Consider the following 23,966-nt stretch of genomic DNA (forward strand, 5'->3'; position numbering starts at 1 on the left):
GGCCAGTAGAGTGCCAGCGTGACTGAACCGTTGGACGGGGCCCACGTCCTCATCACCGGCGCGACCGGATTCGTCGGCCAGGCCGTGCTCGAGAGACTCCTCTCGGGGTACCCGACCACGCGTATGACGCTGCTCGTGCGCGCGCGCGGAGAGATCAGCGGGGCCGAGCGCATCCGCCGGCTCACCCGCAAGCCGGTGTTCGCCTCCTGGCGGGAGAGCGTGGGGGCCGAGGGCGTGGAGCAGGCGCTCGCCGAGCGGGTCGCCGTCGTCGAGGGTGACCTCGGCAGCGTCCCGGACCTGCCGGGCGACCTCGACGTCGTCGTGCACTCCGCCTCGACCGTCTCGTTCGACCTGCCGATCGACGAGGCGTTCGCCTCGAACGTCGCCGGCCCGGTCGCGCTCTACGACGCGATCGCCGCATCGGGCTCCGACCCGCACGTCGTGCACGTCTCCACCTCCTACGTCGCCGGCCTGCGCAAGGGGGTCTCGGAGGAGACGTCCCTCGAGCACGACGTCGACTGGCGGGCCGAGCTGGACGCCTCCCGCGTGGCCCGCACGCGCGCCGACCACGCCTCGCGCGACGCCGACCGGCTCGCCGAGGTCCTCAAGCGGGCGACCAGGGAGCACGGACGGGCCGGCGCGCAGGCGGTCTCGGCCGCCGCCGAGGAGGCGCGCGAGGACTCCGTGCGTGACGAGCTCGTCGCCGCGGGCCGGAACCGCGCCCTGACGCTCGGATGGCCGGACGTCTACACGTTCACCAAGGCGCTCGGGGAGCGGGTGGCCGAGACCCGGTGGGGCGCGGAGCACCGCCTGTCCGTCGTGCGCCCCACCATCATCGAGTCCGCCTTCCGGCACCCCTACCCGGGCTGGATCGACGGCTTCAAGGTCGCCGACCCGCTCATCGCCGCCTACGGGCGCGGGCTGCTGCCGGAGTTCCCGGCGCTCGCCGACACCGTCCTCGACGTCATCCCGGTGGACTTCGTCGTCGGGGCCATCCTCGCGGCGGCTGCGGCGCCCCCGGAGCGGGGCGCGCCCGCGTACTACCAGGTGGGCTCCGGCCTGACGAACCCCCTGCGGTTCGGCCGCCTGTACAGCCTGGTGCGCGAGTACTTCCAGGACCACCCGCTCTCCGACGCCGAGGGTGAGCAGGTCACGGTCCCCACCTGGTCGTTCCCGCACGGACGGGCCGTCGAGCGCGGCCTCGGCCGCCGCGAGCGCCTCGTCCAGCTCGCCGACCGCGCGGTCTCCGCGCTGCCCGGCTCCCCGCGGTCGCGCAGCTGGTCCTCGACCCTGTACAAGGCCGGCCGCGACCTGCGCACGTTGCGCAAGTTCACCGAGCTCTACCAGCCCTACACGCAGACCGAGGTGATCTTCGACGACCGCCGCACGCGCGAGCTGCACCACTCGCTGCCCGAGGAGCGGCGGGCCGAGCACGGGTTCGACGTCGCCGCGATCGACTGGCAGGTGTACCTCCAGGAGGTGCACATCCCGAACGTGCCCGGCCTCATGCGCGAGCGCCGCGCGGCGTCGCAGGGCGTGCGCCCGACCGCCGGTGCGGACCTCGCCCGGCGTGAGGACGTCGTCGCCGTGTTCGACCTGCAGCGGACGATCGCCCGCTCGACGCCGGTCGAGCACCTCCTGTGGGCCGAGCTCACCGCGAAGTCCCCGGGCTCCTGGCCCCGCTCGGTCCTCGAGGTGGTCTCGAAGGCCCCGGGCTTCCTCACCGCCGACCGGCACGACCGCGGCGAGTTCATCCGCTCGGTGATGCGCCGCTACGAGGGCGTGCCCGACGCGCGGATGCGGGCGCTCGTCCAGGAGCGACTCGCCCCGTCGCTGCGCGCCAACCTGCACTCCGAGGCGCTCGCCCGCATCGCCGAGCACCGCGCCGCGGGCCACCGCACCGTGCTGGTCACCGGCGAGATCGACGTGTTCGTCGAGCCCCTGCACGACCTGTTCGACCACATCGTCGCCGGTCGCATGGAGGTCGACGACGACGGACGCTGGACCGGGCACCTCGAGGTCTCTCCGCTCGTGGGCGAGACACGGGCCGCCTGGCTCCACCGCACGGCGCGCGAGCACGGCTGGGACCTGTCGGGCTCCTTCGCGTACGGCGACGCCTACGCCGACCGCCCGTGGCTCGAGGTCGTGGGCAACCCCACCGCGGTCAACCCCGACGCCGCGCTGTACGCGTTCGCGCGGGCCCGGCGCTGGCCGGTGGTCAGCTGGACCGGCACCGCCGAGTCCCGGCTCGCGCCGGTGTGGCGCGCCGTGCGGGGGACGCGGTCGTGACGGCCCGGCTCCGCGGGCGCGCGCTCGTCACCGGCGGAACGTCCGGCATCGGGCTCGCCTTCGCCCGCCGGCTCGCGCTGCGCGGCCTGGACCTCGTCCTCGTCGCCCGCGACGAGGGCCGCCTCGGGACCATCGCGGCGGAGCTCGGGGCGCTCGGCGTCGACGTCGAGACGATGGTCGCCGACCTGTCCACCCGCGAGGGCTCCGACGCCGTGTGCGGCCGCCTCGCCGACGAGGACCGACCGGTCGAGGTCTACGTCGCCAACGCCGGCCACGGCCTGTACACGCCGCTCGCGGCCGAGGACACGGCACCGCACCACGCCGCGATCGACCTCATGGTCCGGGCCGTCCTGGACACCGGTGCCGCCGCCGCACGCGCCATGACCGCGCGTGGCCACGGCGTGATCATCCCCATCGGCTCGATCTCCGGCATGATCGCCACCGGCCACTACTCCGCCATCAAGGCGTGGACCAACAGCTGGGCCGAGTCGCTGGCCACCGAGCTCGAGGGCACCGGCGTCACCGTCACGTGCGTGCTGCCCGGGTGGGTGCGCACCGAGTTCCACCAGCGGGCCGGGATGTCGACGGGGAAGATCCCGGACGCCCTGTGGCTCGACCCCGACCAGGTCGTCGTCGAGTCGCTCGACGCCGCCGAGCAGGGCGACTACCGCGTGGTGCCGTCGCTGCGCTACAAGGTCATCGCCTTCGCGGCGGAGCGCGGGCCCAAGGCCGCCGTGCGGGCGGTCTCCCGCATCATCCAGGGAGGCAGACGATGAGCGCAGCACCGATGCACCGCGCGGACGACGGGGACGCCGCCGCGCCGGCGCCGACCACCCGCCAGCACGCCCACCAGGCGGCGCTCGCCGCGCGCAAGGCCGCGAGCCGGCTCGTCGACGCCGCCGGCGAGAGCCTGCTGCAGTACACCTCGGGCTTCTGGCGCGCCGGCCGGGTCGTCGCCCAGAAGGGGCCGCTCAACGCGCTCCTGCACACGGTGACGCGCATCGACGTCGTCGGCCGCGAGAACCTGCAGGGCGTGCGGGGGCCGTTCGTCGTCGCCCCGAACCACAGCTCCCACCTCGACGCCGCCGTCATCCACGCGACCATGCCCTGGCAGCACGCGGGCCGGGTCGCCACCGCCGCCGCCGGCGACACGTTCTACACCAGGCGGCTCACCCGGGTCCTCACGGCACTGTTCTTCAACACCTACCCGGTGGACCGTTCCGGCAACCGCCGCAAGGCCGGCCTGTCCGCACGCCTCGTCGACGCCGGCGTCCCGCTGCTCATCTTCCCCGAGGGCACCCGGTCGCGGACCGGCGAGATGGCCCGGTTCAAGCCGGGCGTCGCCGCGCTGTGCGTCACGCGCCGCATCCCTTGCATACCGGTGGCGCTCATCGGCTTCCACGAGGCGATGCCCGTGGGGCAGTCCTTCGTCTCCCGCGGCCGGCCGCACCTCAAGGTCGTGATCGGCCGGCCGCTGCGTCCGCGCCGTGGCGAGCGCATCCGGGAGTTCAACGAGCGCATCCAGGCGCAGGTGGCCGCCATGTACCGGGCGCGGACCCCGGACGTCGTCGTCGCCCGCGGGACCGGAACCGTCGGCCGCAGGAACGGCCAGGAGGAGGCATCATGACCGAGGTCCAGCACCAGAAGTGGTGGGGATGGGGAGTCGAGGGTGTGACGTTCACCCACGACAACAAGCCGAACTTCGCCCCCTTCGTGCTGGACAAGGTCGGCCTCGACCTCTCCCTGGGCGGCACGCCGCCGCCCCGCTTCGAGGACCTCGAGGTGCCCGCCCCGCGCCTGCCGGACGCCCTCGCGGACGAGCTGCGCGCCGCCGTCGGGGAGACCCACGTCGTCACCGGCGACATGGAGCGGGTCGTCCACACCTATGGCAAGGGCATCTCGGACCTCGTCCGGGTCCGCGCGGGCGACCTCCCGCGGGTGCCCGACGTCGTCGTGTACCCCGGCGACGAGGACGAGGTGCGCGCCGTCGTCGACCTCGCTGACGCGGCCGACGCGGTGATCATCCCGTTCGGCGGCGGGTCCAACATCTCGGGCTCGCTCACGCCCGAGCCGGGCGAGACCCGGCCGGTCGTCTCGCTCGACATGGGGCGGATGAACAAGGTCCTCGAGATCGACGAGACCTCCGGCCTGGCCCGCGTCCAGGCCGGCGTCCTCGGCCCGGACCTGGAGGAGCAGCTCGGGGCCCGGGGCTGGACGTCCGGGCACCAGCCCGACTCGTTCCGCCACTCCACGCTCGGCGGGTGGGTCGCCACCCGCAGCTCCGGCATGCAGTCCGACCGGTACGGCGACATCGCCGACATCACCCGCGGGCTGCGCTCGGTGCTCCCGGGCCGGGTCGTCTCGCTGCGACCGCTGCCGTCGACGTCGACCGGCCCGTCGGTGCGCGAGATGATCATCGGCTCCGAGGGGCGGCTCGGCGTCATCACCGAGGTGTGGATCCACGTCCACCGGCTCCCCGAGAAGCGCCTGGTCGTCGCCTACCTGTACCAGAGCTGGGGCTCGGCGCTGGAGGCCATGCGCGAGATCTCGACCTCGGACGTGCACCCCTCGATCACCCGCGTCTCCGACCCGGCCGAGACCCAGTTCTCGCTGTCCACGCAGAAGGCGCAGACCGGGATCAAGGGCAAGATCTCCACCGGCATCTTCGACCTGCTGGCCAGGCGCGGCTGGGACCTCGACCAGGTCTGCCTCAGCTACGTCGGGTACGAGGGCTCCCCGAAGCACGTCGCCTACCAGCGCAGGGCCGTCGGGAGGATCGTCGGCCGGCACGGGGGCATCCCGCTCGGGACGGGCCCGGGGGCGCTGTATGACCAGAAGAAGTTCGACACCCCCTACATCCGCGACTTCCTCCTCGACATGGGGGCGCTCGCCGACGTCTCCGAGACCGCGGCGCCCTGGGCCAGGCTGCGCGGCATCTACGAGCGCACCGTCACCGCCGCGCGCGCGACCTACGACGCCCTCGGCGTGCGCGGATACATCATGTGCCACCTCTCGCACAGCTACCACTCGGGTGCGTGCCTGTACTTCACGTTCGCCTTCCCGGCCGACGACGCCGACGGCGCCGCGCCCCCGCTCGAGCAGTACTGGCAGCTGAAGTCCGCGATCCAGCAGTCGTTCATCGACGGCGGCGGCACCCTGTCCCACCACCACGGTGTGGGAACGGACCACGCGCCCTGGATGGAGGCCGACATCTCCGAGGCGGGCGTCGAGCTCATGGTGGGCCTGCTCGGGTCGGCCGACCCGCACCGCCGGCTCAACCCGGGCACGCTGCTCCCCGCGCACCGCGAGTGGTGACGGACGCCCCGGGCCGTGCGGGCCCGGGGCGGTCGCACGGAGCTAGACCGCGACGGGGGCCTGCTCGTCGCCGGTGAGCATCCCGCCCGACGGGCCCGCGACGGGCAGCGTGAGCTCGACCGTCGTACCTCCGCCGGGCGTCGGGAGCACCCGGGCGCTCCCACCGTGCGCACCAGCCACCGAGGCGACGATCGCCAGCCCCAGCCCGGAGCCCCCGCCGGCGGACCGGGCACGGGACCGGTCGATCCGGTAGAAGCGCGTGAACACGCGACCGGCCTCCTCCGCGGGGATGCCGGGCCCGTGGTCCTGCACGCGCAGCACGATCTCGTCCTGCTCCGGGGCGTGCTCGGGCAACGCGGCGGTCGGCACCGACGACGCCGAACGGCCGGCGAGCAGCCCGAGCAGCCGACGGTCGGGCACCCGGACGGCCGGCCGGTCGCCGCCGCGCCGGAGAGCCTGGCGCGGCACGGTGGGCTCGGGCTCCTCCGCGCGGGACGCCGCGCGTGCGTCGGTTCCACGGGGCGGTGCGTCGTCATCGGCCGAGGGGGCGTCGCCGGAGGGCCGGCCGGCCGCGGCCGGGTCGGCCGTCGGGGGGCCTGCTGCGTGTGGGCCGCCGGTGCCCGCGTCGGAGGAGCGTGCCCGTGCGGCGTCGTCGGTGGTCGTCCGTGCGGCGTCGCCACGACCGTCAGGCAGCGGACCGAGCTGACCGGTGGCGGCCCAGACGCCGGTCGGGGCCCCGCCGTCCGGTGAGTGTGCGCCGACCGGCGCGGCCCCGCCCGGCAGCGGGCCACCGGCCGGTGCGGGACTGCCGACCGGCGAGCCCACCGGGCCGCCGACCTCGCCGCCGATCGGGCCGCCGGACGGTGATCCTGAGGCCGGGGGAGCGGCCGACGCACCCGCGGGAGGAGCCGCCGACCCACCTACCGGGGGAGCGGCCGACGCACCGGCCGGGGGAGCGGCGGGATCGGCCCGTCGCAGCCCGACGAGGATCTCGACGTCGGTGCCCTCCGGCGTGTGCCGCACCGCGTTGCCGACGAGGTTGGCGAAGACCTGGCGCAGCTGGTCGGCGTCGGCCCGTGCGACCGTCGGTCCGGAGGCTCCCGGGAGCGGCAGGAGCGTGGCCCTGCGGGTCGGGTCGAGCGCACGCAGGTCGCGCACGGCGTCGCGGGCGAGGTCCGTGACGTCGACGTCGGACAGCGTGAGGCGCCGGTCCTCGTCGATCCGGGCGAGCGTGAGCAGATCCTCGACGAGGGTGCCCATGCGCCGCGCCTCCGCCTCGATCCGACCCATCGCCGCCGGCACCTCGCTCTCCGGCACGCCGCCCATCCGGTGGAGCTCGGCGTAGCCCCGGACCGTGGCAAGGGGGGTGCGCAGCTCGTGGGAGGCGTCGGCGACGAACCGGCGCATGCGTCGCTCGGACGCGGAGCGGGCCGCGAACGCCCGCTCGATCTGGGCGAGCATCGAGTTCAGGGACGAGGACAGGCTGCCGATCTCGGTGCCCGGCGCCCCGGGGGCCACGCGGCGTGTGAGGTCGCCCGCCGCGATCGCTCCCGCCGTCCGCTCGATGGCGCGCAGGTCGCGCAGCTCGTGCCGGATGAGCAGGTACCCGCCGGTCGCGCCCAGCACCACCAGCGAGACGGAGATGAGGACGACGTACTTGCCCGTCTGCTGCACGGTGGCGGACAGCTCGTCCATCGGGGTGGAGATCGTCAGCACCCCGACCTGGTCGCCGGCGGTGTTGACGAGCGGCAGGGCGAGCGCCCGCCAGGTGACGGCCGGATCGGTGCCGCGCAGCGACGTGGGGTGGGTCGTGGGCTCGTCGGGCAGGACGGGCAGACCCACCACCGACGACGTGCGGGGGTGGGCGACCGTCTGCGTGCTCTCGCCCTCGAGGGCGATGCTGACGACGTACCGGGTGGGGACCACCTGGTCGCCGCCCGAGCGGAGGTCCTCGAGATCCTGCTGGGCGATCGTGTCCACCGTGTCGTGCAGGTTGTCGTCGAGCTGGTCGACGAGCTGGCTGCGCAGCACCGCGATCACGGTGGCGCCGGCGAGGCCGAGCCCGAGCCCGAGCAGGAGGACCGTGGCCACGACGAGCCGTGCCGACAGGGACAGGCCCTCCCTGGGCGTGGGCGTGCCCCGGCGCCGTCCGAGCGCGTGCATCAGCCGGCCGGGCGGCGCAGCACGTAGCCGAAGTTGCGCCGGGTGTGGATGAGCGGCACGAGATCCTCGGCCGCCTCACCCTCGAGCCCGAGGAACTCGGCCGAGTCGATCTTCCGCCGCAGGTAGGAGATGTAGGACTCGACGATCGTCGCCTCCCCGTGCCAGTCGTACTCCCAGACGTGGTCGAGGATCTGCGCCTTGGACACCACCCGCTCGGCGTTGACGAGGAGGTAGCGCAGCAGCTTGAACTCGGTGGGCGCGAGGTTGACGAGCACCCCGGCCCGGCGGACCTCGTAGGCGTCCTGGTCGATCTCGAGGTCCGCGTAGCGCAGCATCGGGTCCTGCTCGGGGCCCGTGATGCCGACCCGGCGCAGGACCGTGCGGATCCGCGCGACGACCTCCTCGAGACTGAACGGCTTGGTGATGTAGTCGTCCCCGCCGACGGTCAGCCCGTGCACCTTGTCGGAGAGGTCGTCGCGAGCGGTGAGGAACAGCACGGGGAGGGACTCGTCGTGGGCGCGTAGCCGGCGCAGCACGGTGAACCCGTCCATGTCGGGGAGCATGACGTCGAGGACCACGAGGTCGGGCCGGTTCTCGCCCGCCCTGCGCAGCGCCTCGTTGCCGTCGGCAGCGGGAGTGACCTCGAAGCCGGCGAACCTCAGGGACGCCGTGAGGAGCTCGCGGATGTTCGGCTCGTCGTCGACGACGAGCAGGTGGGCCTCCGTCGGAGCGGGACCGGAGCCGGGCAGGGTGGGCATGCCACCCATGATCCCCCCTGAGCCTGGACGGCACCTGGGAACCCCGGCCCGCGGTGACGGGAGGAACTGCTGCGGTGCCTAGAGGAACTGGCTCGCGTCGAACGAGACGAGGGGGATGACACGGACCCGGGGCAGCGCCGTCGTGAAGGCCCGGACGTCGTCCTCGAGGTCGAAGATCTCCAGTCCGCGGCCCGTCAGCGCGGTGAGCTCGTGGTTGAGGAACTCGCGGAAGGCCAGCACACCGACCCGGTGCCCGGCGTCGAGCAGGTCCGCCATCTGCGGGAGGAAGTCGCCGTCGTGGGAGACGAGCAGCACGTTGCCGTGCCCCTGGGCGAGGATCGCCTCGAGCATCCGCTGCACGCCGATGTCGACGACCTTCTCGGTGGTCGTTCCCGACAGCGGGATCGGCCGGTAGTCCATGGCGAGCAGCGCCTGGATGAACGAGGTCGGGAGGTTGCCCGACGTCGCGTTGAGGAAGAACAGGCCCTTGGTCTCGGCGCCCCACGCGTCCGTGGCGTGGGTGAGCACGCGGTCCCAGCGCGGCCGCTCCTCCGGGCTCGGCCGGTGGCCGAGGATGCTCACCCCCAGTGTGGCGTCGATGTTCTCGCCGTCGATGACGAGGTACGTGGTGGGGGCGTCGCTCATGAGGACAGGTTAGGCGGCCGGCGCGGTGCCCGGTCGCCCGGCCCTGCCCGGCCCTTCCTGACTCCCGACGACGGCGAGGTCGTGCGTGAGGTGGCGAGGTCGTGCCTGCGAAGCACGACCTCGCCGCTCCAGGCACGACCTCGACGGTGGGTGACCCGGTGGGCGAGCGGGGGAGCGTCAGTGCACGAGCACGGAGCGGTCCTCGTCCCGTCGGCCGTGGTCGTCGCCACCCCGGCGGTCACCGGCGTCCGACGCCGGATCCGGGGCCGAGCCGTCCGCGGAGTCCGCCCCGCCCCGGTCCTCGTCGTCGCGGAAGAGGTCCTCCGCATCGGCGGCGTCGTACTGCGCGCGGTCGAGGATGCCCTCGCGGTGCGCGACGACGGTCGGGACGAGGGCCTGCCCGGCGACGTTGACGGCCGTGCGACCCATGTCGAGGATCGGGTCGACGGCGAGCAGCAGGCCGACGCCCTCGAGCGGCAGGCCCACCGTGGACAGGGTGAGCGTGAGCATGACCGTCGCGCCGGTCATGCCGGCCGTGGCGGCCGAACCGACGACCGAGACGAACACGATGAGCAGGTAGTCGGTGATCCCGAGCGAGAGACCGAAGAACTGGGCGACGAAGATCGCCGAGATCGCCGGGTAGATCGCTGCGCAACCGTCCATCTTCGTCGTCGCGCCCAGCGGGACGGCGAACGAGGAGTACGCGCGAGGGACACCGAGGTTGCGCTCGGTCACGCGCTGGGTGAGCGGCAGGGTACCGATCGACGAGCGGGAGACGAACGCCAGCTGGATCGCCGGCCAGGCCCCGCGGAAGTAGCGCGAGACCGACAGGCCGTGGGACTTCAGCACGACCGGGTAGACGACGAGCAGGACGAGCGCCAGCCCGATGTAGATCGCGAGCACGAAGGTGCCGAGCGAGGCGATCGAGCTCCAGCCGTACGTGGCGATCGCGTTGCCGATGAGGCCGACCGTGCCGATCGGGGCGAGGCGGATGACCCACCAGAGCACCTTCTGGACGACCGCGAGCACGGAGGCGGACACCGACAGGAACGGGTCGGCCTTCTCGCCGACCTTGAGCGCGGCGATCCCGACGACGAGCGCGACGACGATGATCTGCAGGACGTTGAAGCCCGGCGACGCGCTCACGCCCTCGACCGCGCCGTCGGCGGCCGTCTGGACGCCGGCGTTGATCTCGAGGCCGAGGAAGTTCGCCGGGACGATGCCCTCGAGGAAGCCGAGCCAGCTGCCCTGGCGGCCGGGGGCCTCCGCCTGCGAGGCGTCGACGCCGGCGTTGCTGCCGGGCTGGAGCGCGAGGCCGAGGCCGATGGCGATGAGCACCGAGACCAGGGCGGTGATCGCGAACCAGACGAGGGTCTGGGCGGCGAGCCGGGCGGCGTTGGCGATGCCGCGCAGGTTGGCGATCGACGTGATGATCGCGAGGAAGACCAGCGGCGGGACGATCGCGCGCAGCAGCCCGATGAAGACCGAGCCGATCGTGTCGAGCGTCGTCGTCAGCGCGTTGGGCTCCTCCTCGGCGCCCGTGCCGATCTCGAGGGCGATCCAGCCGAGCAGGACGCCGGCGACGAGGCCGATGAGGATCTGGGTGCCGAACGACGGCAGCCTGAGCCGGCGGCCGGGCGTGGTGGTGGAGGTGGTGGACACGGATGTGCCTTTCGTGGGGAGGTCAGGCGCGACGTCGCGCGGGCGCACGCCGCCGGGGCGCTGCGCTCGAGGTGAGGGGTGCCGGGGCAGGCCCGGGCCCAGGGGCCGGTCCGCGAGTGGCCGCGGACCGGCGGGTCGGCGCCGTCGTACGGCGCGGTGCGGTCAGCGGCGGGTCAGGCGACCGGCCGGGAGGGCACGGGCCGACACGAGCAGGTCGAGCGTCGCACGAGGTCGACGTCGAGCCGCGACGTGAGGTGCCAGAGGTTGCCCAACGCTGCTCCCGGATCGGGTCCGCGGCGCGGACCGAGAAAGTTGACGTTTCAATAGGAGCACACATCCGGGCACGTGGGAACCACCCGGCGTGGCGTCTCACATGATGGACGACTTGTGCGGTCCCGCGCTGCGCGGGGGCTCCGCCTCCGCATCGGGCTACGTGGTGGTCGGGTCCTCGCCACGCACATCGGGCTCGGTGGCACCAGGGTGTCCCGCGCCCCCGTCGCCGAGGTAGTAGGGGGAGAGCACCGAGGACCGCTCCTCGCGCAGCGCGGAGCAGCTCTCGGTCCGCACGATCCGGCCCCGATGCATGACGTGAGCGACCGACCCCACGCCGAGCGCGATCTCGACGAACTGCTCGACGAGCAGGATCCCCATGCCGGAGCCGGCGAGCTCGACGAGGGCGTCCACGAGCGTGCGCACTGCCTGCGGGGCCAGGCCGAGCGAGAGCTCGTCGACCATGAGGATCGTCGGGCGGGTCGCGAGGGCGCGCGCGACGACGAGCATCTGCTGCTCGCCGCCGGAGAGCAGGCCGGCCCGGACGTCGCGCCGGAGCGCGAGCCGGGGGAAGAGGTCGAACGCCCGATCGAGCGTGCGCCTCGAGCGGTCCGCGACGACCAGGTTCTGCGTCACCGTGAGCCGGGAGAACACGCTGCGGCCCTGCTCGACGTACGCGAGCCCGGCCGCCGCCCGGCGGTGGATCGGGAGCGCGTCGATCCGCCGGCCGCCGAGCGAGATCGTGCCGGAGGCCGAGGGGAGCACGCCGGCGATCCCGTCGAGCAGGGTGGACCGGCCGGCGCCGTTCGGGCCGAGCAGCACGGTGATCTCGCCGCGGGGGACGACGAGGTCGACGTCCCGGCAGATGGTGAGGTCGCCGCGGCGCACGGTGAGCGACTCCACCCTCAGCTCGTCGGTCATGTCGTCGTCCCCAGGTAGGCGGCGACCACCCGCGGGTCGTCCAGCACGTCGGCCACGGGGCCCGAGGCGATGAGGCGCCCGTCGTCGAGCGCGGTGGCGGTGCTCGCCGCCGCCCGCACGAACCCCATGTCGTGCTCGATGAGCAGCGTGGCGCAGCCGAGCTCGGCGGGGAGGCGTCGTACCCGCTCCGCGAGCGCGCGGCTCTCGGTCTCGCCGAGGCCGGCGGCGGGCTCGTCCAGGAGCAGCACGCGGGGGCCGGAGGCCAGGGCGCCGCCGATCTCGAGGATGCGGCGCGAGCCGGCGTCCATCAGCCGGATCGGCACCGCGGCGTCGGGGAGTCCGAGGAACTCCGCGACGGCGGAGACCCGGTCCGTGTCTCGCCCCCCGGCGGCGAGCCGCAGGTACTCGCCGACGGTGAGCCTGTCGATCGCGTGGCCGTGCTGGAACGTCCGTCGGATGCCGAGCCGGGCCCGGTCGCGGGCCGACGCGTCGTCGACCCGCTCGCCGTCGAGCCGGACCTCGCCCCGGTAGGCGGCCAGGAAGCCGGTGACCGCGTCGACGAGCGTGGACTTCCCCGCGCCGTTCGAGCCGATGAGCGCGTGCACGCCGGGGCCGGTCACCTCGAGGTCGACGTCGTCGAGGACCCGGGCGGTACCGAGGGTGACGGTGAGGCCCCGGACCGCGAGGCGGGGGAGGCCGTCGGAACCGGGGGTGCCGGCCGTGCGGGTCGTCGGGGCCGTGGCGTCGTCGGTCGGGTCCGCCACGTGTGCGGCACCGGTGGCGTCGGACGGCGCGCCACCACCGGGAGCAGGCGCGGGATCGTCTGCCGGCGGAAGGTCGCACGTGAGGCGCATGCCGCGCACGGCGCGGGCGCCGAGGCGGTCGTCCAGCTGCTCCATCAGGCCGCCGCCGCCCTTGCGCAGGATCTCGAAGGCGCCGAGCGCGAGGAGGGCGTCGGCGGTGTCGAGCGGGAGGCCCACGCGCCGCAGGAGCTCGGGGATGAACACCGAGAACACCCCCGCGAGCACCGCGCCGCCGAAGATCGACGCGCCGCAGAGCACCGCGGTCACCAGGTGGACCATCGAGGTCATCGGCGAGAAGACGGCCGTGGTCAGCAGCCCGTACTGCCCGGCGAGCAGCCCGCCCGCCAGGCCCGCGAGCAGGGCGGCCCACATGAAGGCGCTCGCCTTCGCAGCGCCGACCCGCACCCCGAGGGCCGCGGCCGCGCGCTCGCTCTCCCGGACCGCGGACCACCCGAGACCGTGGGCCGTGCGCCCCACCGCCGAGAGGGCCACCTGCGCGAGGACGAGCAGGGCCCAGCACAGGGCGTAGAACCAGATCGGGTCGTCGAAGGGTGCGGCGGGGAGCACGGGCGTGCCCGAGCCGACGCCGGGGAAGCTCCCCTGCCGCAGCACCAGGTCGAGCGCGGTGGCGAACCCGAGGGTGACGACCGCGAGCTCGACCCCGCGGATGCGGGTGGTGGCCAGCCCGACGACGAGCCCGACCGGCGCGGCGGTGAGGCCGCCGGTGAGCACGAGGAGCGGGAACGGGAGGCCGGGCCAGGACAGGGCGAGCCAGGACGTCACCCAGCCGCCGATCGCCGCGAACGACATCTGGCACAGCGTGAGGAGCCCCGCCTGGTTGGTGAGCACCCCGACGCTGCGCGCGACGAGCGCGGTGAGCGCAACGGTGCTCAGCAGGTAGACCCAGTACACGGGCAGGATCAGACCGAGCGTGATCAGCGTGAGGACGAAACCGATCACGGTGAGGGCCCGTGGTTCAGCGAGGCGCATCCCAGACCTCTCTCCTGCGCAGCCACACGAGCGCGACGGCGATGACGACGAACGGGATCGCGCCGCGGTACTCGGCGAGCGCGTCGATCCGGGCGCCGGCCCCCTCGACCGCCCCGACGGCGAGGCCGCCGGCGACGGCGACCCACACCCGGCTGAACGCGCCGAGCAGCGCCGCCGCCAGCGCGGGCACCACGAGGAACGACATCGACTCGAAGGTGGGGTTGCGGGTCGGGGCGACGAGCAGGAGCGCGAGGGTGGAGAGCACCCCGGTGGTGGCCCACACGATCACGGCGAGCCGGCGCGAGTTCACGCCGAGCAGCTGCACGGTCGTGGGGCGCTCGGACATGGCCTCGAGGCGCAGACCGATCTGCGAGTGGCGCAGCAGCAGGGACAGGGCCGCGGCGACGAGCACGGTGAGCGCCAGCGCGACCACCGTGGTGAGCGAGATCCGTACCCCGGCGACGTCGAACGTGCTGTCCGGGACGATGCTCGGCATCACGCGGGGCGAGTCGCCGAACATGCGGAAGCCCGCCGTGAGGAGCACGACGAGGAGCACGACGGTGACGACGGACCGCACCGTCTGGGACGGCTCGGCGAACCAGCGCGCCATCACCCAGCCGGCGAGACCGGCGACGACGCCGGAGACCGCGAGGCCGCCGAGCGCCGCGAGGGGGAGCGGCACCCCGGTGCCCAGGAGCCCGTAGCAGAGGTAGGCCCCGACGGCGCCGAGGGCCGCCTGACCGAAGTTCAGCACCCCGACCAGGCGATACAGCACCACCACGCAGACCGCGAGGATCGCGTAGGCGGAGCCGGACACGAGGCCCGAGACGACGCCGTCGAGCATCAGGTGGTCCGGACCGCCACGGTCTCCCGTGGCCGGGGCGCCGCTGTCACGGCAGGCGCACCCAGTCGCTGACGGTCTCCCACCCGTCCTCGGCGGCCTGGACCATCATGCTCGAGCGGTTGGGGTTGTGCGCGGTCGCGTCGCCGAACGTGAAGGGCATACCCATGAGCGGATGCTCCACCTCGTCGAGGTCGCGGAAGGCGGCCGTGACCGACTCGTTGGTGATGTCGCCGTCGATGCCCTCGAGCACCTCGACGAGGATCTCCGCGGCCACGTACCCGCCCATGGACAGGGACGTGAGGGGGACGTCGGCGTCGGTGAGCGTCGTACGCCAGTCCTCGAGCTCCGGGTCGTCGCTCGTGAACGGCAGGAACTCGGAGTTCGCGTAGAGGCCGAGCGTGCCCTGCTCCGCCAGTGCGTCGTGCACGTCCTCGCTGTAGGCCGAGGTCAGCGTCAGCCAGTCGATCTCGTCGAGCAGCCCCTGCTGGTCGACGGTGTTCATGAAGGCGACCGCGACGGGCTCGTTCGAGTTGAACACGACCGCCTCGCAGCCCGCGTCCCGCACGGCGAGGATCGCCGGCGTCGGGTCGTCGCCGAGCACCACCGAGGTGTCGATGTGGGGCGCCTCGGAGCCGGTCCCCTGCTCCCACCGGTCGATGAGCTCGAGGTAGGGCTCGGTCAGTCCGGCGCTCTCCTGGATGACCGGGCAGACGCTGTCGTGCCCGAGGTCCTCGGACGCGAAGTGGAGGAGCGCCTCGTAGCCGCGGATGGTGCCGTTGTTGACCGGCGCGATGTGGGACGACTCGAAGCACGAGGGCTCCACGCCGGTCCCCGAGAGGGCGACGACGTCGCGCTGCGCGTAGAACGCGGCGTTCGCGCTGCACTCGACGAGGCTCGCCGAGCCGGCGAAGGCCACGACCCCGCTCTCGTCGACGAGACGCCGCGCGGCCTGGCTCGCCTGGGCGGGGTCGGCGCCGTCGTCCTCCGAGACGAGCTCGATCATGCGTCCGTCGATGCCGCCCTCGGCGTTGACGCGCTCGAAGACGGCAGCGGCCGCTGCGGGCACCTCCGGGAACGGTGCGGGACCGGTGATCGAGCTGACCGCGCCGACCCGGATCGGGTCCGCCTCGTCGTCGCCGCCCGAGCAGCCGGCCAGCGTGAGCGTCACCGTCGCCGCGACCGTGAGGGCCTGGGTGAGTCGGGACGTGCGGGTCTTCATCGTGCGTCGATCTCCTCGTCGGTCGTCCGTGACTGCGACGGACGGGCCCGCCGCCGAGCGACCGCGCCGGACGGATGCGCACCCCGCGCGCCACTTACGGCGACAGTGTCACAAGAATGAGGACGGTCGACAACCGTTTCGACGATCGGGCGCTCCGGCGCCCTCGGATGCCGGAGCGCCCGTGACCATCGCGGTCACGGGCGCTCCGGGAGATCTCGGCCCGCGGTCGAGCGGGAGCAGGATCAGTAGGCCGTGCGGTCCTCGGCGTGCGGGTCCGCGGACGTCTGGCCCGGGACGTACTCGCCGGCGTCGTCGGACTCCGCCGTGATCGCCTGCGGCGACCGGCCGGCCTTGAGGGCGGCGAGGCGCGCGTCGATCTCCATGTCCTTGCTGTGGTCGGCCAGCTCGGCGAACTGGTCCTCCATCGAGCCGGCGGTGATCTCGGCCTGACCGGCGACGTACGCCTCCTCGCGGCGGACCTGGTCCTCGAAGCGGGAGATCTCGCTGGTCGGGTCGAGCACGTTGATCGAGGAGATCGCGCCCTGGACCTGCTTCTGCGCGGCCGCGGACTTCTGGCGCGCCACGAGCTGGTCGCGCTTGCCCTTGAGCTCGTCGAGCTTGCCGCGCATCTGGACCAGGCCGGCCTTGAGCTTCTCGACGACCTCGTTCTGCGAGTCGATCATCGGCTTCGCGGACTGGGCCTCGCCCTCGGCCGTGATCTGCTTGTTGAGCGCGATCTTGGCGAGGTTGTCGAACTTCGCCGCGCCCGCGGAGTCGCCGGAGGACCGCAGCTCCTCGGCCTTGTTCGACGCCGCCATGGCCTTCTGGCCCCAGTCGCGGGCGTCTCGCACGTCCTCGTCGTAGTCGCGCTCGGCGAGGCGCAGGTTGCCGATGGTCACGGCGACGGCGTCCTCGGCCTCCTTGATGGAGCTCGTGTAGTCGCGCACCATCTGGTCCAGCATCTTCTGCGGGTCCTCGGCGCGGTCCAGCAGCGCGTTGACGTTCGCGCGGGTGAGCTGGGCGATGCGCCCGAGGATGCTTTGCTTCTCAGCCATGTGAACTCCTCAGTTCCTGGTTCTCGCGGTTGTCGTCGTGCCACGCCGCGTGCGCGACGTCGTCTTTTCGGCCGGCCGGGTGCCCGGCTGGCCGTCCATGTGGTCCCGGCGGGTCGGCCACGCGCGGGTCAGAAGCGGCCGCCGAAGCTGCCGCCACCACCGCCGCCTCCGCCGAAGCCGCCACCGAAGCCTCCGCCGAAGCCGCCACCGCCCCAGCCGCCGTGGTGATCGTTGCCGCCGCCGAGCAGGCCGCCGATGATCCCGCCGATGACCAGCGAGCCGACGTCGACCCCGCCCCGCCGGGGGTGGTAGCCGCGGCCGTACGGGTTGTGCCCGCCGAGGCCGGAGCCCATCTGCAGCGACGCGAGGTCGCGCTCGACGTCCTGCTGCGCCTCGCGCAGCATCGACTGCGCGCGGGCGGCCGCCCGGACCGACTCGTCGGGCGCGGAGTCGAGCAGCGAGCGGGCGCGCGCGATCTCGTCCTCCGCGCCGTGCAGCTGGCTGCGGGCGTGCTGGCCGACGGCGCCGCGCCGGGTGCTGATCAGCTGGTCGACCGAGCGCCTCAGGTGCTCCGCGGCCTCGATCCGCCCCGCGGCGGTCGCACGGTTGCGGCGGACCACCTCGGCGCGCTCGCGCATCGGGGCGAGCACCTCGTCGATGGCGTTCTCGGCGGTCGAGAGCCGGTCGAGCGCCGCCAGCGGGTCGCCGCCCTGCCGGGCCGCCTCGCCCTGCGCGATCGCGGCGACCGCCTCCTCCCGGGCGGAGCGGACCCCGGGGTTGTCGGGGGCGAGACGGTCGGCGTCCTCGACGTCGGAGGAGATCGAGGACAGGGCCTTGGCGAGGTTCGCTGACGCGTGCTCGAGCTCCTTGCCGGCGCCGATCACGCGGTCGGCGAGCTCGGCGGCCTGGTGGACGGCCTCCTCGGCGACCCGGGCGTGCGTGACGGCCGCCCGGCGGTTGCGCGCGGCGGTCGCGAGCCCCTCGTCGACGCTGCGCAGCGCGGAGTCGATGAGCTGCTCGGCCTGCTCCGGGTCCTCCCTGACCGAGGCCAGGGCGCTCGCCGGGTACCGGTCGGTGAGCGCCCGCAGGTGGATGCGGGAGTTCTCGACGTCGGCCCTGACCTCCTCCGCACGCGTGCGGGTCTCCTCGAGGACCTGCTCGACCCGGGACTCGATGTTGCGCAGCCGTTCGAACTCCTCCTGCTGGGCGCTGAGCGTGGTGCGCACGAGGTCGGTGCGGTCGAGGATGCGCAGCAGCAGCCGACGCTCCTCGCTCTCGGTCTCCGGGTGCTCGTCGTCGAGGGTGCGCCGGGCCTGGAACGCCTGGTCGACGGCCTTCTGCGCGGCGGCGAGCGCCTCGGTGAACTCGTCGGTGCGGCGCAGGCCGAACTGGGCCTTGGCGAACTCGAGCTCCGCGGCGGACGAGCGCACGGCGTCGTCCGCGCCCACCAGCGCGGACCCGGCCTCGTTGCGCAGCTCGGGCAGGGGCAGGCGGGCCGGGTGGCCCTCGGGCAGGTTCTCGAGGGGGTCCTTGACGCCGCTCTTCCCGGTCTTCCGGCGCCAGGCGGCGAACCCGACCGCACCGACGGCCACGACGACGATGCCGCCGACGAGCACGGTCCCGATCCCGATCCCGCCCGTGGCGTCGCCGAGCCCCTCGCCCCAGGCGGTGCCGAGCTCGGACCACTGGCCGGCGTTGAAGTGGTCGGCGACGTCGCCGTCGACGACCTGCCGCGCGTCACCCTCGGAGACGGGAGCGTTCGGCCCGACGACGACCCCGTACGCGGACTCGTCGACGGCGACCGCGAGGAGGACCTCGTCGTCGCCCATGTTCGACATCTGCGCGGCCTCCTCCGCCCACCTCTGCGCCTCCAGCCCGCCGAAGTCGGACACGTAGGCGATGAACGGCTGGACGTCGTGCTCGGCCTCGATCTCCTGGTACAGCGCCTCGAGCTCGGCCTCCTCGCCGTCGCTGAGGACGTCCGCCTCGTCGAGCACGCCGTCGGGGAGGTTCGACGGGTCGGTCGCCCAGGCGGGGCTCGCGAGCAGCACGGGTCCGAGGGTGAGCGCGGCGACGCCGAGCGTGGCGGCGAGGGGACGGGGGCGACGAGAGGCAGGTCTCACCAGTCGATCTTGTCGTGCTGCGGCCGCCGTCGCAACGAGCGGACTCCCCGGTCCGCCGCGGGCGGACGGACCCGCGCCGTGACGCGTACCGCTCGGCGCGGCGAAAGGTCGGGAGCCACGGGTATCATCACCACGCCGGGCCGAGGCAGGCCCGACCCCCCGCACGCCGACGCGATCGGCCCCGAGCGACGAATGAGGTTCCGCGGTGCCCACCGGCAAGGTCAAGTTCTACGACCCCGACAAGGGGTTCGGCTTCATCGCCGGAGACGACGGCTCCGAGGTCTTCCTGCATGCCTCCGCCATGCCCGCCGGCGCCAGCCCGCGCGCGGGCGCGCGCGTCGACTACGGCGTGGCCGACGGACGGCGCGGCCCGCAGGCCCTGTCGGTGACGGTCCTCGAGGCGCCGCCGTCGGTCGCCAAGGCGCACCGCCGTCCGGCCGAGGACATGGCGACGATCGTCGAGGACCTCATCCGGACCCTCGACCGGGCCTCGAGCTCGCTCAACCGTGGCCGCTACCCGGACAACGGCGCGAAGCTCGCCGCGATGCTCCGCGCGGTGGCCGACCAGTTCGACGCCTGACGGCGCCGCTCCTGCTCGCCGCCGGACCGGGACCGCCCGGGCTCGCGGCGGCCCGCCCTCGGGCCGGGGGACTCGGCCCCGGCGCTCCGGGGTGACCGACCCCATGCCGGCCGGGCCCGGTCTGCCGGGCCGCGAACCGTGCGCGCACGGTACGACGCCTAGACTGTCGGGGTGTCTGCTGCCCGCGCGACCCGCGCCCCCGTGAAGGATCAGGTCCTCGCCGGAGCCGTCGAGGTCGCACGATCGGCGGCCGAGGACGTCGCCGTCGGCGGTCACGTGGGCGACCATCTGGGCTTCGAGCTGCTCGCCGACCGGGTGGGCACCCACTACTTCGCCTCCGCCGTCCCGGGCTACCTCGGTTGGCGCTGGTCCGTGACCGTCGCGCGCGTGCCGCGCGGTCGCACCCCGAGCGTGAGCGAGGTCGAGCTCGTGCCCGGCGAGGGCGCCCTGCTCGCCCCCGAGTGGGTGCCGTGGGCCGACCGGCTGCGCCCGGGGGACCTCGGGACGAACGACGTCCTGCCGTACGTGGCCGAGGACGACCGTCTCGTCCAGGGCTACGAGTTCACCGGTGACGAGGACGACGCCGACCGGCAGGCCGTCCACGAGCTGGGGCTGGGGCGGGCCAGGGTGCTGTCCCCGCGCGGCCGCGAGGAGGCCATGCAGCGCTGGTACGACGGCGCGTCCGGCCCGAACGCCGCCCCGGCGAAGAACGCCGCGGCGTCGTGCTCCTCGTGCGGGTTCTTCCTGCACCTCGCCGGCTCCGCCCGGACGATGTTCGGCGTCTGCGCGAACGAGTGGTCGCCCGACGACGGCCGGGTCGTCTCCCTCGACCACGGCTGCGGCGCCCACTCCGAGACCACCGAGCAGGCGCCCGCCGCGCTGTGGGACGCGACCCCGCCGGTGCGCGACGAGATGGACCTCATCGTCCTTCCGCCGCTCAACCCGCTCCCCGAGGAGTCGGCGGACGACGCCGAGCCGACGGGCGACGACGAGACGGATCCCGACGGCGGGCAGGCGGGGCCGGACCCCCGGTGACGGACTCCCAGGACTGGCAGGCCCAGGAGCAGGAGCGCCAGCGCCTCGCGCTGAAGAACGTCGCCGGCTGGGCCGGCGGCTTCATCCGGCACCGCTGGACCGCCACCGGGCACGAGATCCGCCTCGGCCTGCGCAACGTCGTCGACCGGGACGAGCCGGCGGTGGGCTCCGTACCCGTCGTCGTGTCGATGACCAGCTACGGCAAGCGCCTGCGCCGCACCGCCTACCTCGCCCTGGAGTCCATCGCCCGCGGCTCCGTGCGCCCCGCCCGACTCATCCTGTGGGTCGACGAGCCCGAGGTGCTCCAGGACCCGCCGCAGGCCCTGCGGCGCCTCGTGGCGCGCGGCGTCGAGCTCCTCCCGTGCGAGGACTACGGGCCGCACAAGAAGTACTACCCGTACGTCGCGAGCCGGGAGAGCCACGACCTCCCGCTCGTCACGGCCGACGACGACGTCATCTACCCCTACCGGTGGCTCGAGCAGATCTGGGGCGTCCACTCCCAGCACCCGGACGACGTCATCGCCATGCGCGCCCACCGCGTGCGTCTCCAGGGCCGCATCCTCACGCCGTACCTCACCTGGCACCCGGTGCGCTCCACCCAGGCCTCGCACCGCCACTTCGCCACGGGCGTCTCGGGGGTCCTGCACCCGCCGGCCATGCTGGCCGCGCTCAGGGCCTCGGGCACCGAGTTCACCGAGCGCTGCCCCAAGGCCGACGACATCTGGCTGCACTGGCACTCGCTGCGCACCGGTGTCCGAGTGCGGCAGGTTCACAACCGGCCCCGGGACTTCCGGGAGATCGAGCGGCCGTGGCAGACCGGGCTGTTCGAGTCCAACGGGTACGGCGGCGCCAACGACGCGCAGATCAACGAGCTGTACACGGCGGACGACATCGCCGTCATGGTCGACGACTTCCCGCGGTGAGCACGCCCGCGGCACCGGCCGCCGCGGACGGCCCGATGTTCCCGTTCCGCCCGATCGTCCTCGGCGCGATGGTGCCCACCTTCCTCCTCGAGGTGGGCGTGGGCGCCGCACTGCCGATCGTCGTCACGCGCGCCACCGACCTCGGCGCCTCGCTCGGCGTCGCGAGCCTGCTGGCCGCGCTCGTGCCGGTCGGGCAGATCCTCGCCGACCTGCCCGCCGGCGGGCTCACCGCCCGCGTCGGCGACCGGTGGGCGATGGTCGTCGCCGGGCTCGTCGCCGTCGTCGGGTTCGTCCTGGGGGTGGCCGCCGGGTCGGTGGTCGTCCTCGGCGCGGCGGCCCTCCTCCTCGGCGGGGCGCAGTCCGTGTTCGCGATCGCCCGCCACGCGTACCTCACGTCCACGACGGCGCCGCAGCGCCGGGCACGCGTCCTGTCCACCATCGCCGGGGTCTTCCGGGCCGGCCTGTTCGTCGGCCCGTTCGTCGGGGCCGCCGTGCTGCTGGCCGCCTCGACCCGCTGGGCGTTCGCGGTCGGTGCCGTGACGTCGCTGCTCGCCGTCGTCGTCGTCCTCGCCGCCGGCGGGAGCGCCGCCGACCGCCCGAGCCCGGCACCGCACGGCGCCGGACGGCAGTCGATGCGCGCGGTCGTCGGCCGGCACCGGGCGGTGCTGGTCCGCCTCGGCGCGGTCGCGGTGACCATCGCGGCGGTGCGCGGGGCACGGCAGACGGTCCTGCCGATCTGGGCGGAGCACATCGGCCTCGACGGCGCGACCACGTCGGTGATCTTCGGCGTCGCCGCCGGCATGGACATGCTGCTGTTCTACCCGTGCGGGCAGGTGATGGACCGCTTCGGGCGCCTGTGGGTCGGCGTGCCCGGCATGGCGATCATGGGGCTCGCGCTCGCGGCGATCCCGCTGACGGGCACGGCGGGCCAGCTCGGCGCGGCCGGTCTGGTGCTCGGCATCGGCAACGGGATCACATCGGGGATCCTCATGACCATCGGGTCCGACGCCGCGCCCGCCGACGGCCAGGCCCAGTTCCTCGCGGCGTGGCGGCTCCAGGGCGACCTCGGCGCGGCCGCCAGCCCGCTCGTGCTCGCCGCCGGCCCGGCGCTCGGCTCGCTCGCGGTCGCCGTGTGGGTCACCTCCGCCGTGGCCGCCGTGTCGATCGGTGTGCAGCGGCGGTGGCTGCCGCGCTACTCCGTGCACGCGAACCGGTCGACCCGGCGCGCGGCGGGCCTGCGCCCGGACGGCTCGCTGCCGACCCGCCTCGACGAGTGAGCGGGATTCTGCCGGACGAGTGAGCGGGATTCTGTCCGGCGAGTTCTGCCGGAGAGAGCTCTGCAGGACGAGTGAGCGGGAATCTGTCTCGACGTAGAGACAGATTCCCGCTCACTCGTCGAGGGCGGTGGGGGAGGTCAGCGCTCGACGAGGTTGCGCATCCCGCCGAGGTCACCGGCCAGCAGCGCGCCCAGATTGTGCTCGATGAGCTCCTTGCCGCCGTGCGCGCGGTACCCGGCCACGTGCGGCGTGTAGACGAGGTTCGGCGCGGTCCACAGCCGGGAGTCCGCGGGCAGGGGCTCCTCGGCGCTGACGTCGAGCCCGGCGCCGGCGAGCCTGCCGGCCTCGAGGGCATCGACGAGGGCGTCCTCGTCGAGCGTCGAGCCGCGGCCCACGTTGACGACGATCGCCCGGTCGGGCAGCTGGTCGATCCGACGCGCGTCGAGCGCGCGGTCCGTCGCGTCGGTCGAGGGCAGGATCATCACCAGGACGTCGGTCTCGGTCAGCGCCTCGTCCAGCCCGTCCTCGTCGACCACCGGGAACCCGGCGCGCACGCCCGCCGTGCGCGCCACGCCGCGCACCCGCGCCCCCAGCGCCGCGAGGATGCCGGCGAGGTGCTGACCGATCGACCCGAAGCCCCAGACGAGGACGCGCGCGTCGATGAGGGAGGCGACCCGCTCGGGCGGCTGGATCGCGCGCGGGCGCCTCAGCTCGTCCGCCCAGCGCGACTCCCGCTGGGCCGCGAGCAGCTGCGGCATCCGCCGGACCAGCGTGAGCGCGAGGGTGACGGCGTGCTCGGAGACGGTGGCGTCGTGCAGCCCGCGCCCGGAGGTGAGCGCGACGTCGTCGGGCAGCCCCGCGGCCTCGAACATGTCGGTGCCGGCCGCGAGCGACTGCACCCAGCGCAGCCGCGGCAGGTCGGCGGCGACCGAGGCGAGCAGCGTCGGCGTCCCCCAGGCGACGACCGCCTCGGCGTCCCGGTCCTCGGCCGGGACCTCGCGGCCCTCCCGCAGGGGGACCACGGTGACCCCGTCCGGGACCTTCAGGTCGAGGTCGGAACGGTTCGTGACCAGCATCTTCACGTCGACATCCTC

General features: G+C 74.0%; 19 protein-coding genes. 8 read left to right on the plus strand and 11 right to left on the minus strand.

The window, feature by feature from the left end; all coding sequences use genetic code 11:
• Nucleotides 1–18: 18 nt before the first annotated feature.
• The 4 genes from AC24HA_RS03580 to AC24HA_RS03595 are packed head-to-tail and all read left to right on the plus strand — an operon-like array spanning nucleotide 19 to nucleotide 5,604.
• Complete coding sequence (locus AC24HA_RS03580; protein WP_425708103.1) at nucleotides 19–2,289, plus strand: HAD-IB family phosphatase; 2,271 nt, start codon at nucleotides 19–21, stop codon at nucleotides 2,287–2,289.
• Nucleotides 2,286–3,065, plus strand: a complete 780-nt coding sequence (locus tag AC24HA_RS03585; protein WP_425708104.1) for an SDR family NAD(P)-dependent oxidoreductase — start codon at nucleotides 2,286–2,288, stop codon at nucleotides 3,063–3,065. The genes AC24HA_RS03580 and AC24HA_RS03585 overlap by 4 nt, the downstream gene beginning before the upstream one ends.
• Entirely contained in the window at nucleotides 3,062–3,916 is an 855-nt protein-coding gene (locus tag AC24HA_RS03590; protein WP_425708105.1) for a lysophospholipid acyltransferase family protein, read from the plus strand. Before AC24HA_RS03585 ends, AC24HA_RS03590 begins: the two co-directional genes overlap by 4 nt.
• Nucleotides 3,913–5,604, plus strand: coding sequence for an FAD-binding oxidoreductase (locus AC24HA_RS03595; protein ID WP_425708106.1), 1,692 nt, complete (start codon nucleotides 3,913–3,915; stop codon nucleotides 5,602–5,604). Before AC24HA_RS03590 ends, AC24HA_RS03595 begins: the two co-directional genes overlap by 4 nt.
• A gap of 42 nt (nucleotides 5,605–5,646) precedes the next feature.
• Here the strand turns inward: AC24HA_RS03595 and AC24HA_RS03600 are convergent, their stop codons facing one another.
• The 10 genes from AC24HA_RS03600 to AC24HA_RS03645 all read right to left on the minus strand — a co-directional run bounded on the left by AC24HA_RS03600 (nucleotide 5,647) and on the right by AC24HA_RS03645 (nucleotide 19,057).
• Nucleotides 5,647–7,767: a sensor histidine kinase gene (locus AC24HA_RS03600; protein WP_425708107.1), complete on the minus strand. Its 2,121-nt coding sequence runs from the start codon at nucleotides 7,765–7,767 to the stop codon at nucleotides 5,647–5,649.
• Entirely contained in the window at nucleotides 7,767–8,525 is a 759-nt protein-coding gene (locus AC24HA_RS03605) for a response regulator transcription factor (RefSeq protein WP_425708108.1), read from the minus strand. Before AC24HA_RS03605 ends, AC24HA_RS03600 begins: the two co-directional genes overlap by 1 nt.
• 78 nt (nucleotides 8,526–8,603) lie before the next feature.
• Nucleotides 8,604–9,170, minus strand: a complete 567-nt coding sequence (locus AC24HA_RS03610; protein ID WP_425708109.1) for an NYN domain-containing protein — start codon at nucleotides 9,168–9,170, stop codon at nucleotides 8,604–8,606.
• Between the two features lie 177 nt (nucleotides 9,171–9,347).
• Nucleotides 9,348–10,832 carry a dicarboxylate/amino acid:cation symporter gene (locus AC24HA_RS03615; protein WP_425708110.1) on the minus strand — a complete coding sequence of 495 codons (1,485 nt, stop codon included), beginning with the start codon at nucleotides 10,830–10,832 and terminating at the stop codon, nucleotides 9,348–9,350.
• A gap of 429 nt (nucleotides 10,833–11,261) precedes the next feature.
• On the minus strand, nucleotides 11,262–12,023 hold the full coding sequence (locus tag AC24HA_RS03620; RefSeq protein ID WP_425708111.1) for an ABC transporter ATP-binding protein: 762 nt from the start codon (nucleotides 12,021–12,023) through the stop codon (nucleotides 11,262–11,264).
• Nucleotides 12,020–13,816, minus strand: a complete 1,797-nt coding sequence (locus AC24HA_RS03625) for a branched-chain amino acid ABC transporter ATP-binding protein/permease (RefSeq protein ID WP_425708112.1) — start codon at nucleotides 13,814–13,816, stop codon at nucleotides 12,020–12,022. The genes AC24HA_RS03620 and AC24HA_RS03625 overlap by 4 nt, the downstream gene beginning before the upstream one ends.
• A complete protein-coding gene (locus AC24HA_RS03630) occupies nucleotides 13,803–14,660 on the minus strand; it encodes a branched-chain amino acid ABC transporter permease (protein ID WP_425708113.1) in 858 nt (285 codons plus the stop codon). Before AC24HA_RS03630 ends, AC24HA_RS03625 begins: the two co-directional genes overlap by 14 nt.
• Before the next feature lie 46 nt (nucleotides 14,661–14,706).
• Nucleotides 14,707–15,879: an ABC transporter substrate-binding protein gene (locus AC24HA_RS03635; protein WP_425708114.1), complete on the minus strand. Its 1,173-nt coding sequence runs from the start codon at nucleotides 15,877–15,879 to the stop codon at nucleotides 14,707–14,709.
• Nucleotides 15,880–16,121: 242 nt separating this feature from the next.
• The gene (locus tag AC24HA_RS03640) at nucleotides 16,122–16,934 is read right to left on the minus strand and encodes a PspA/IM30 family protein (RefSeq protein WP_425708115.1); all 813 of its coding nucleotides are present in this window, start codon (nucleotides 16,932–16,934) and stop codon (nucleotides 16,122–16,124) included.
• Nucleotides 16,935–17,062: 128 nt separating this feature from the next.
• Entirely contained in the window at nucleotides 17,063–19,057 is a 1,995-nt protein-coding gene (locus tag AC24HA_RS03645; RefSeq protein WP_425708116.1) for a TPM domain-containing protein, read from the minus strand.
• Between the two features lie 205 nt (nucleotides 19,058–19,262).
• Between AC24HA_RS03645 and AC24HA_RS03650 the strand changes: the two genes are divergently transcribed.
• The 4 genes from AC24HA_RS03650 to AC24HA_RS03665 all read left to right on the plus strand — a co-directional run bounded on the left by AC24HA_RS03650 (nucleotide 19,263) and on the right by AC24HA_RS03665 (nucleotide 22,872).
• Nucleotides 19,263–19,637, plus strand: a complete 375-nt coding sequence (locus tag AC24HA_RS03650) for a cold-shock protein (RefSeq protein ID WP_425708117.1) — start codon at nucleotides 19,263–19,265, stop codon at nucleotides 19,635–19,637.
• 171 nt (nucleotides 19,638–19,808) lie between these two features.
• The gene (locus tag AC24HA_RS03655) at nucleotides 19,809–20,672 is read left to right on the plus strand and encodes a DUF3027 domain-containing protein (RefSeq protein WP_425708118.1); all 864 of its coding nucleotides are present in this window, start codon (nucleotides 19,809–19,811) and stop codon (nucleotides 20,670–20,672) included.
• Nucleotides 20,669–21,595, plus strand: a complete 927-nt coding sequence (locus AC24HA_RS03660) for a hypothetical protein (protein ID WP_425708119.1) — start codon at nucleotides 20,669–20,671, stop codon at nucleotides 21,593–21,595. Before AC24HA_RS03655 ends, AC24HA_RS03660 begins: the two co-directional genes overlap by 4 nt.
• A complete protein-coding gene (locus AC24HA_RS03665) occupies nucleotides 21,592–22,872 on the plus strand; it encodes an MFS transporter (RefSeq protein ID WP_425708120.1) in 1,281 nt (426 codons plus the stop codon). The genes AC24HA_RS03660 and AC24HA_RS03665 overlap by 4 nt, the downstream gene beginning before the upstream one ends.
• 137 nt (nucleotides 22,873–23,009) lie before the next feature.
• Here the strand turns inward: AC24HA_RS03665 and AC24HA_RS03670 are convergent, their stop codons facing one another.
• Complete coding sequence (locus tag AC24HA_RS03670; RefSeq protein WP_425708141.1) at nucleotides 23,010–23,948, minus strand: NAD(P)-dependent oxidoreductase; 939 nt, start codon at nucleotides 23,946–23,948, stop codon at nucleotides 23,010–23,012.
• Nucleotides 23,949–23,966: the final 18 nt, after the last annotated feature.

It is taken from the genome of Georgenia sp. Z1491, assembly GCF_057652395.1.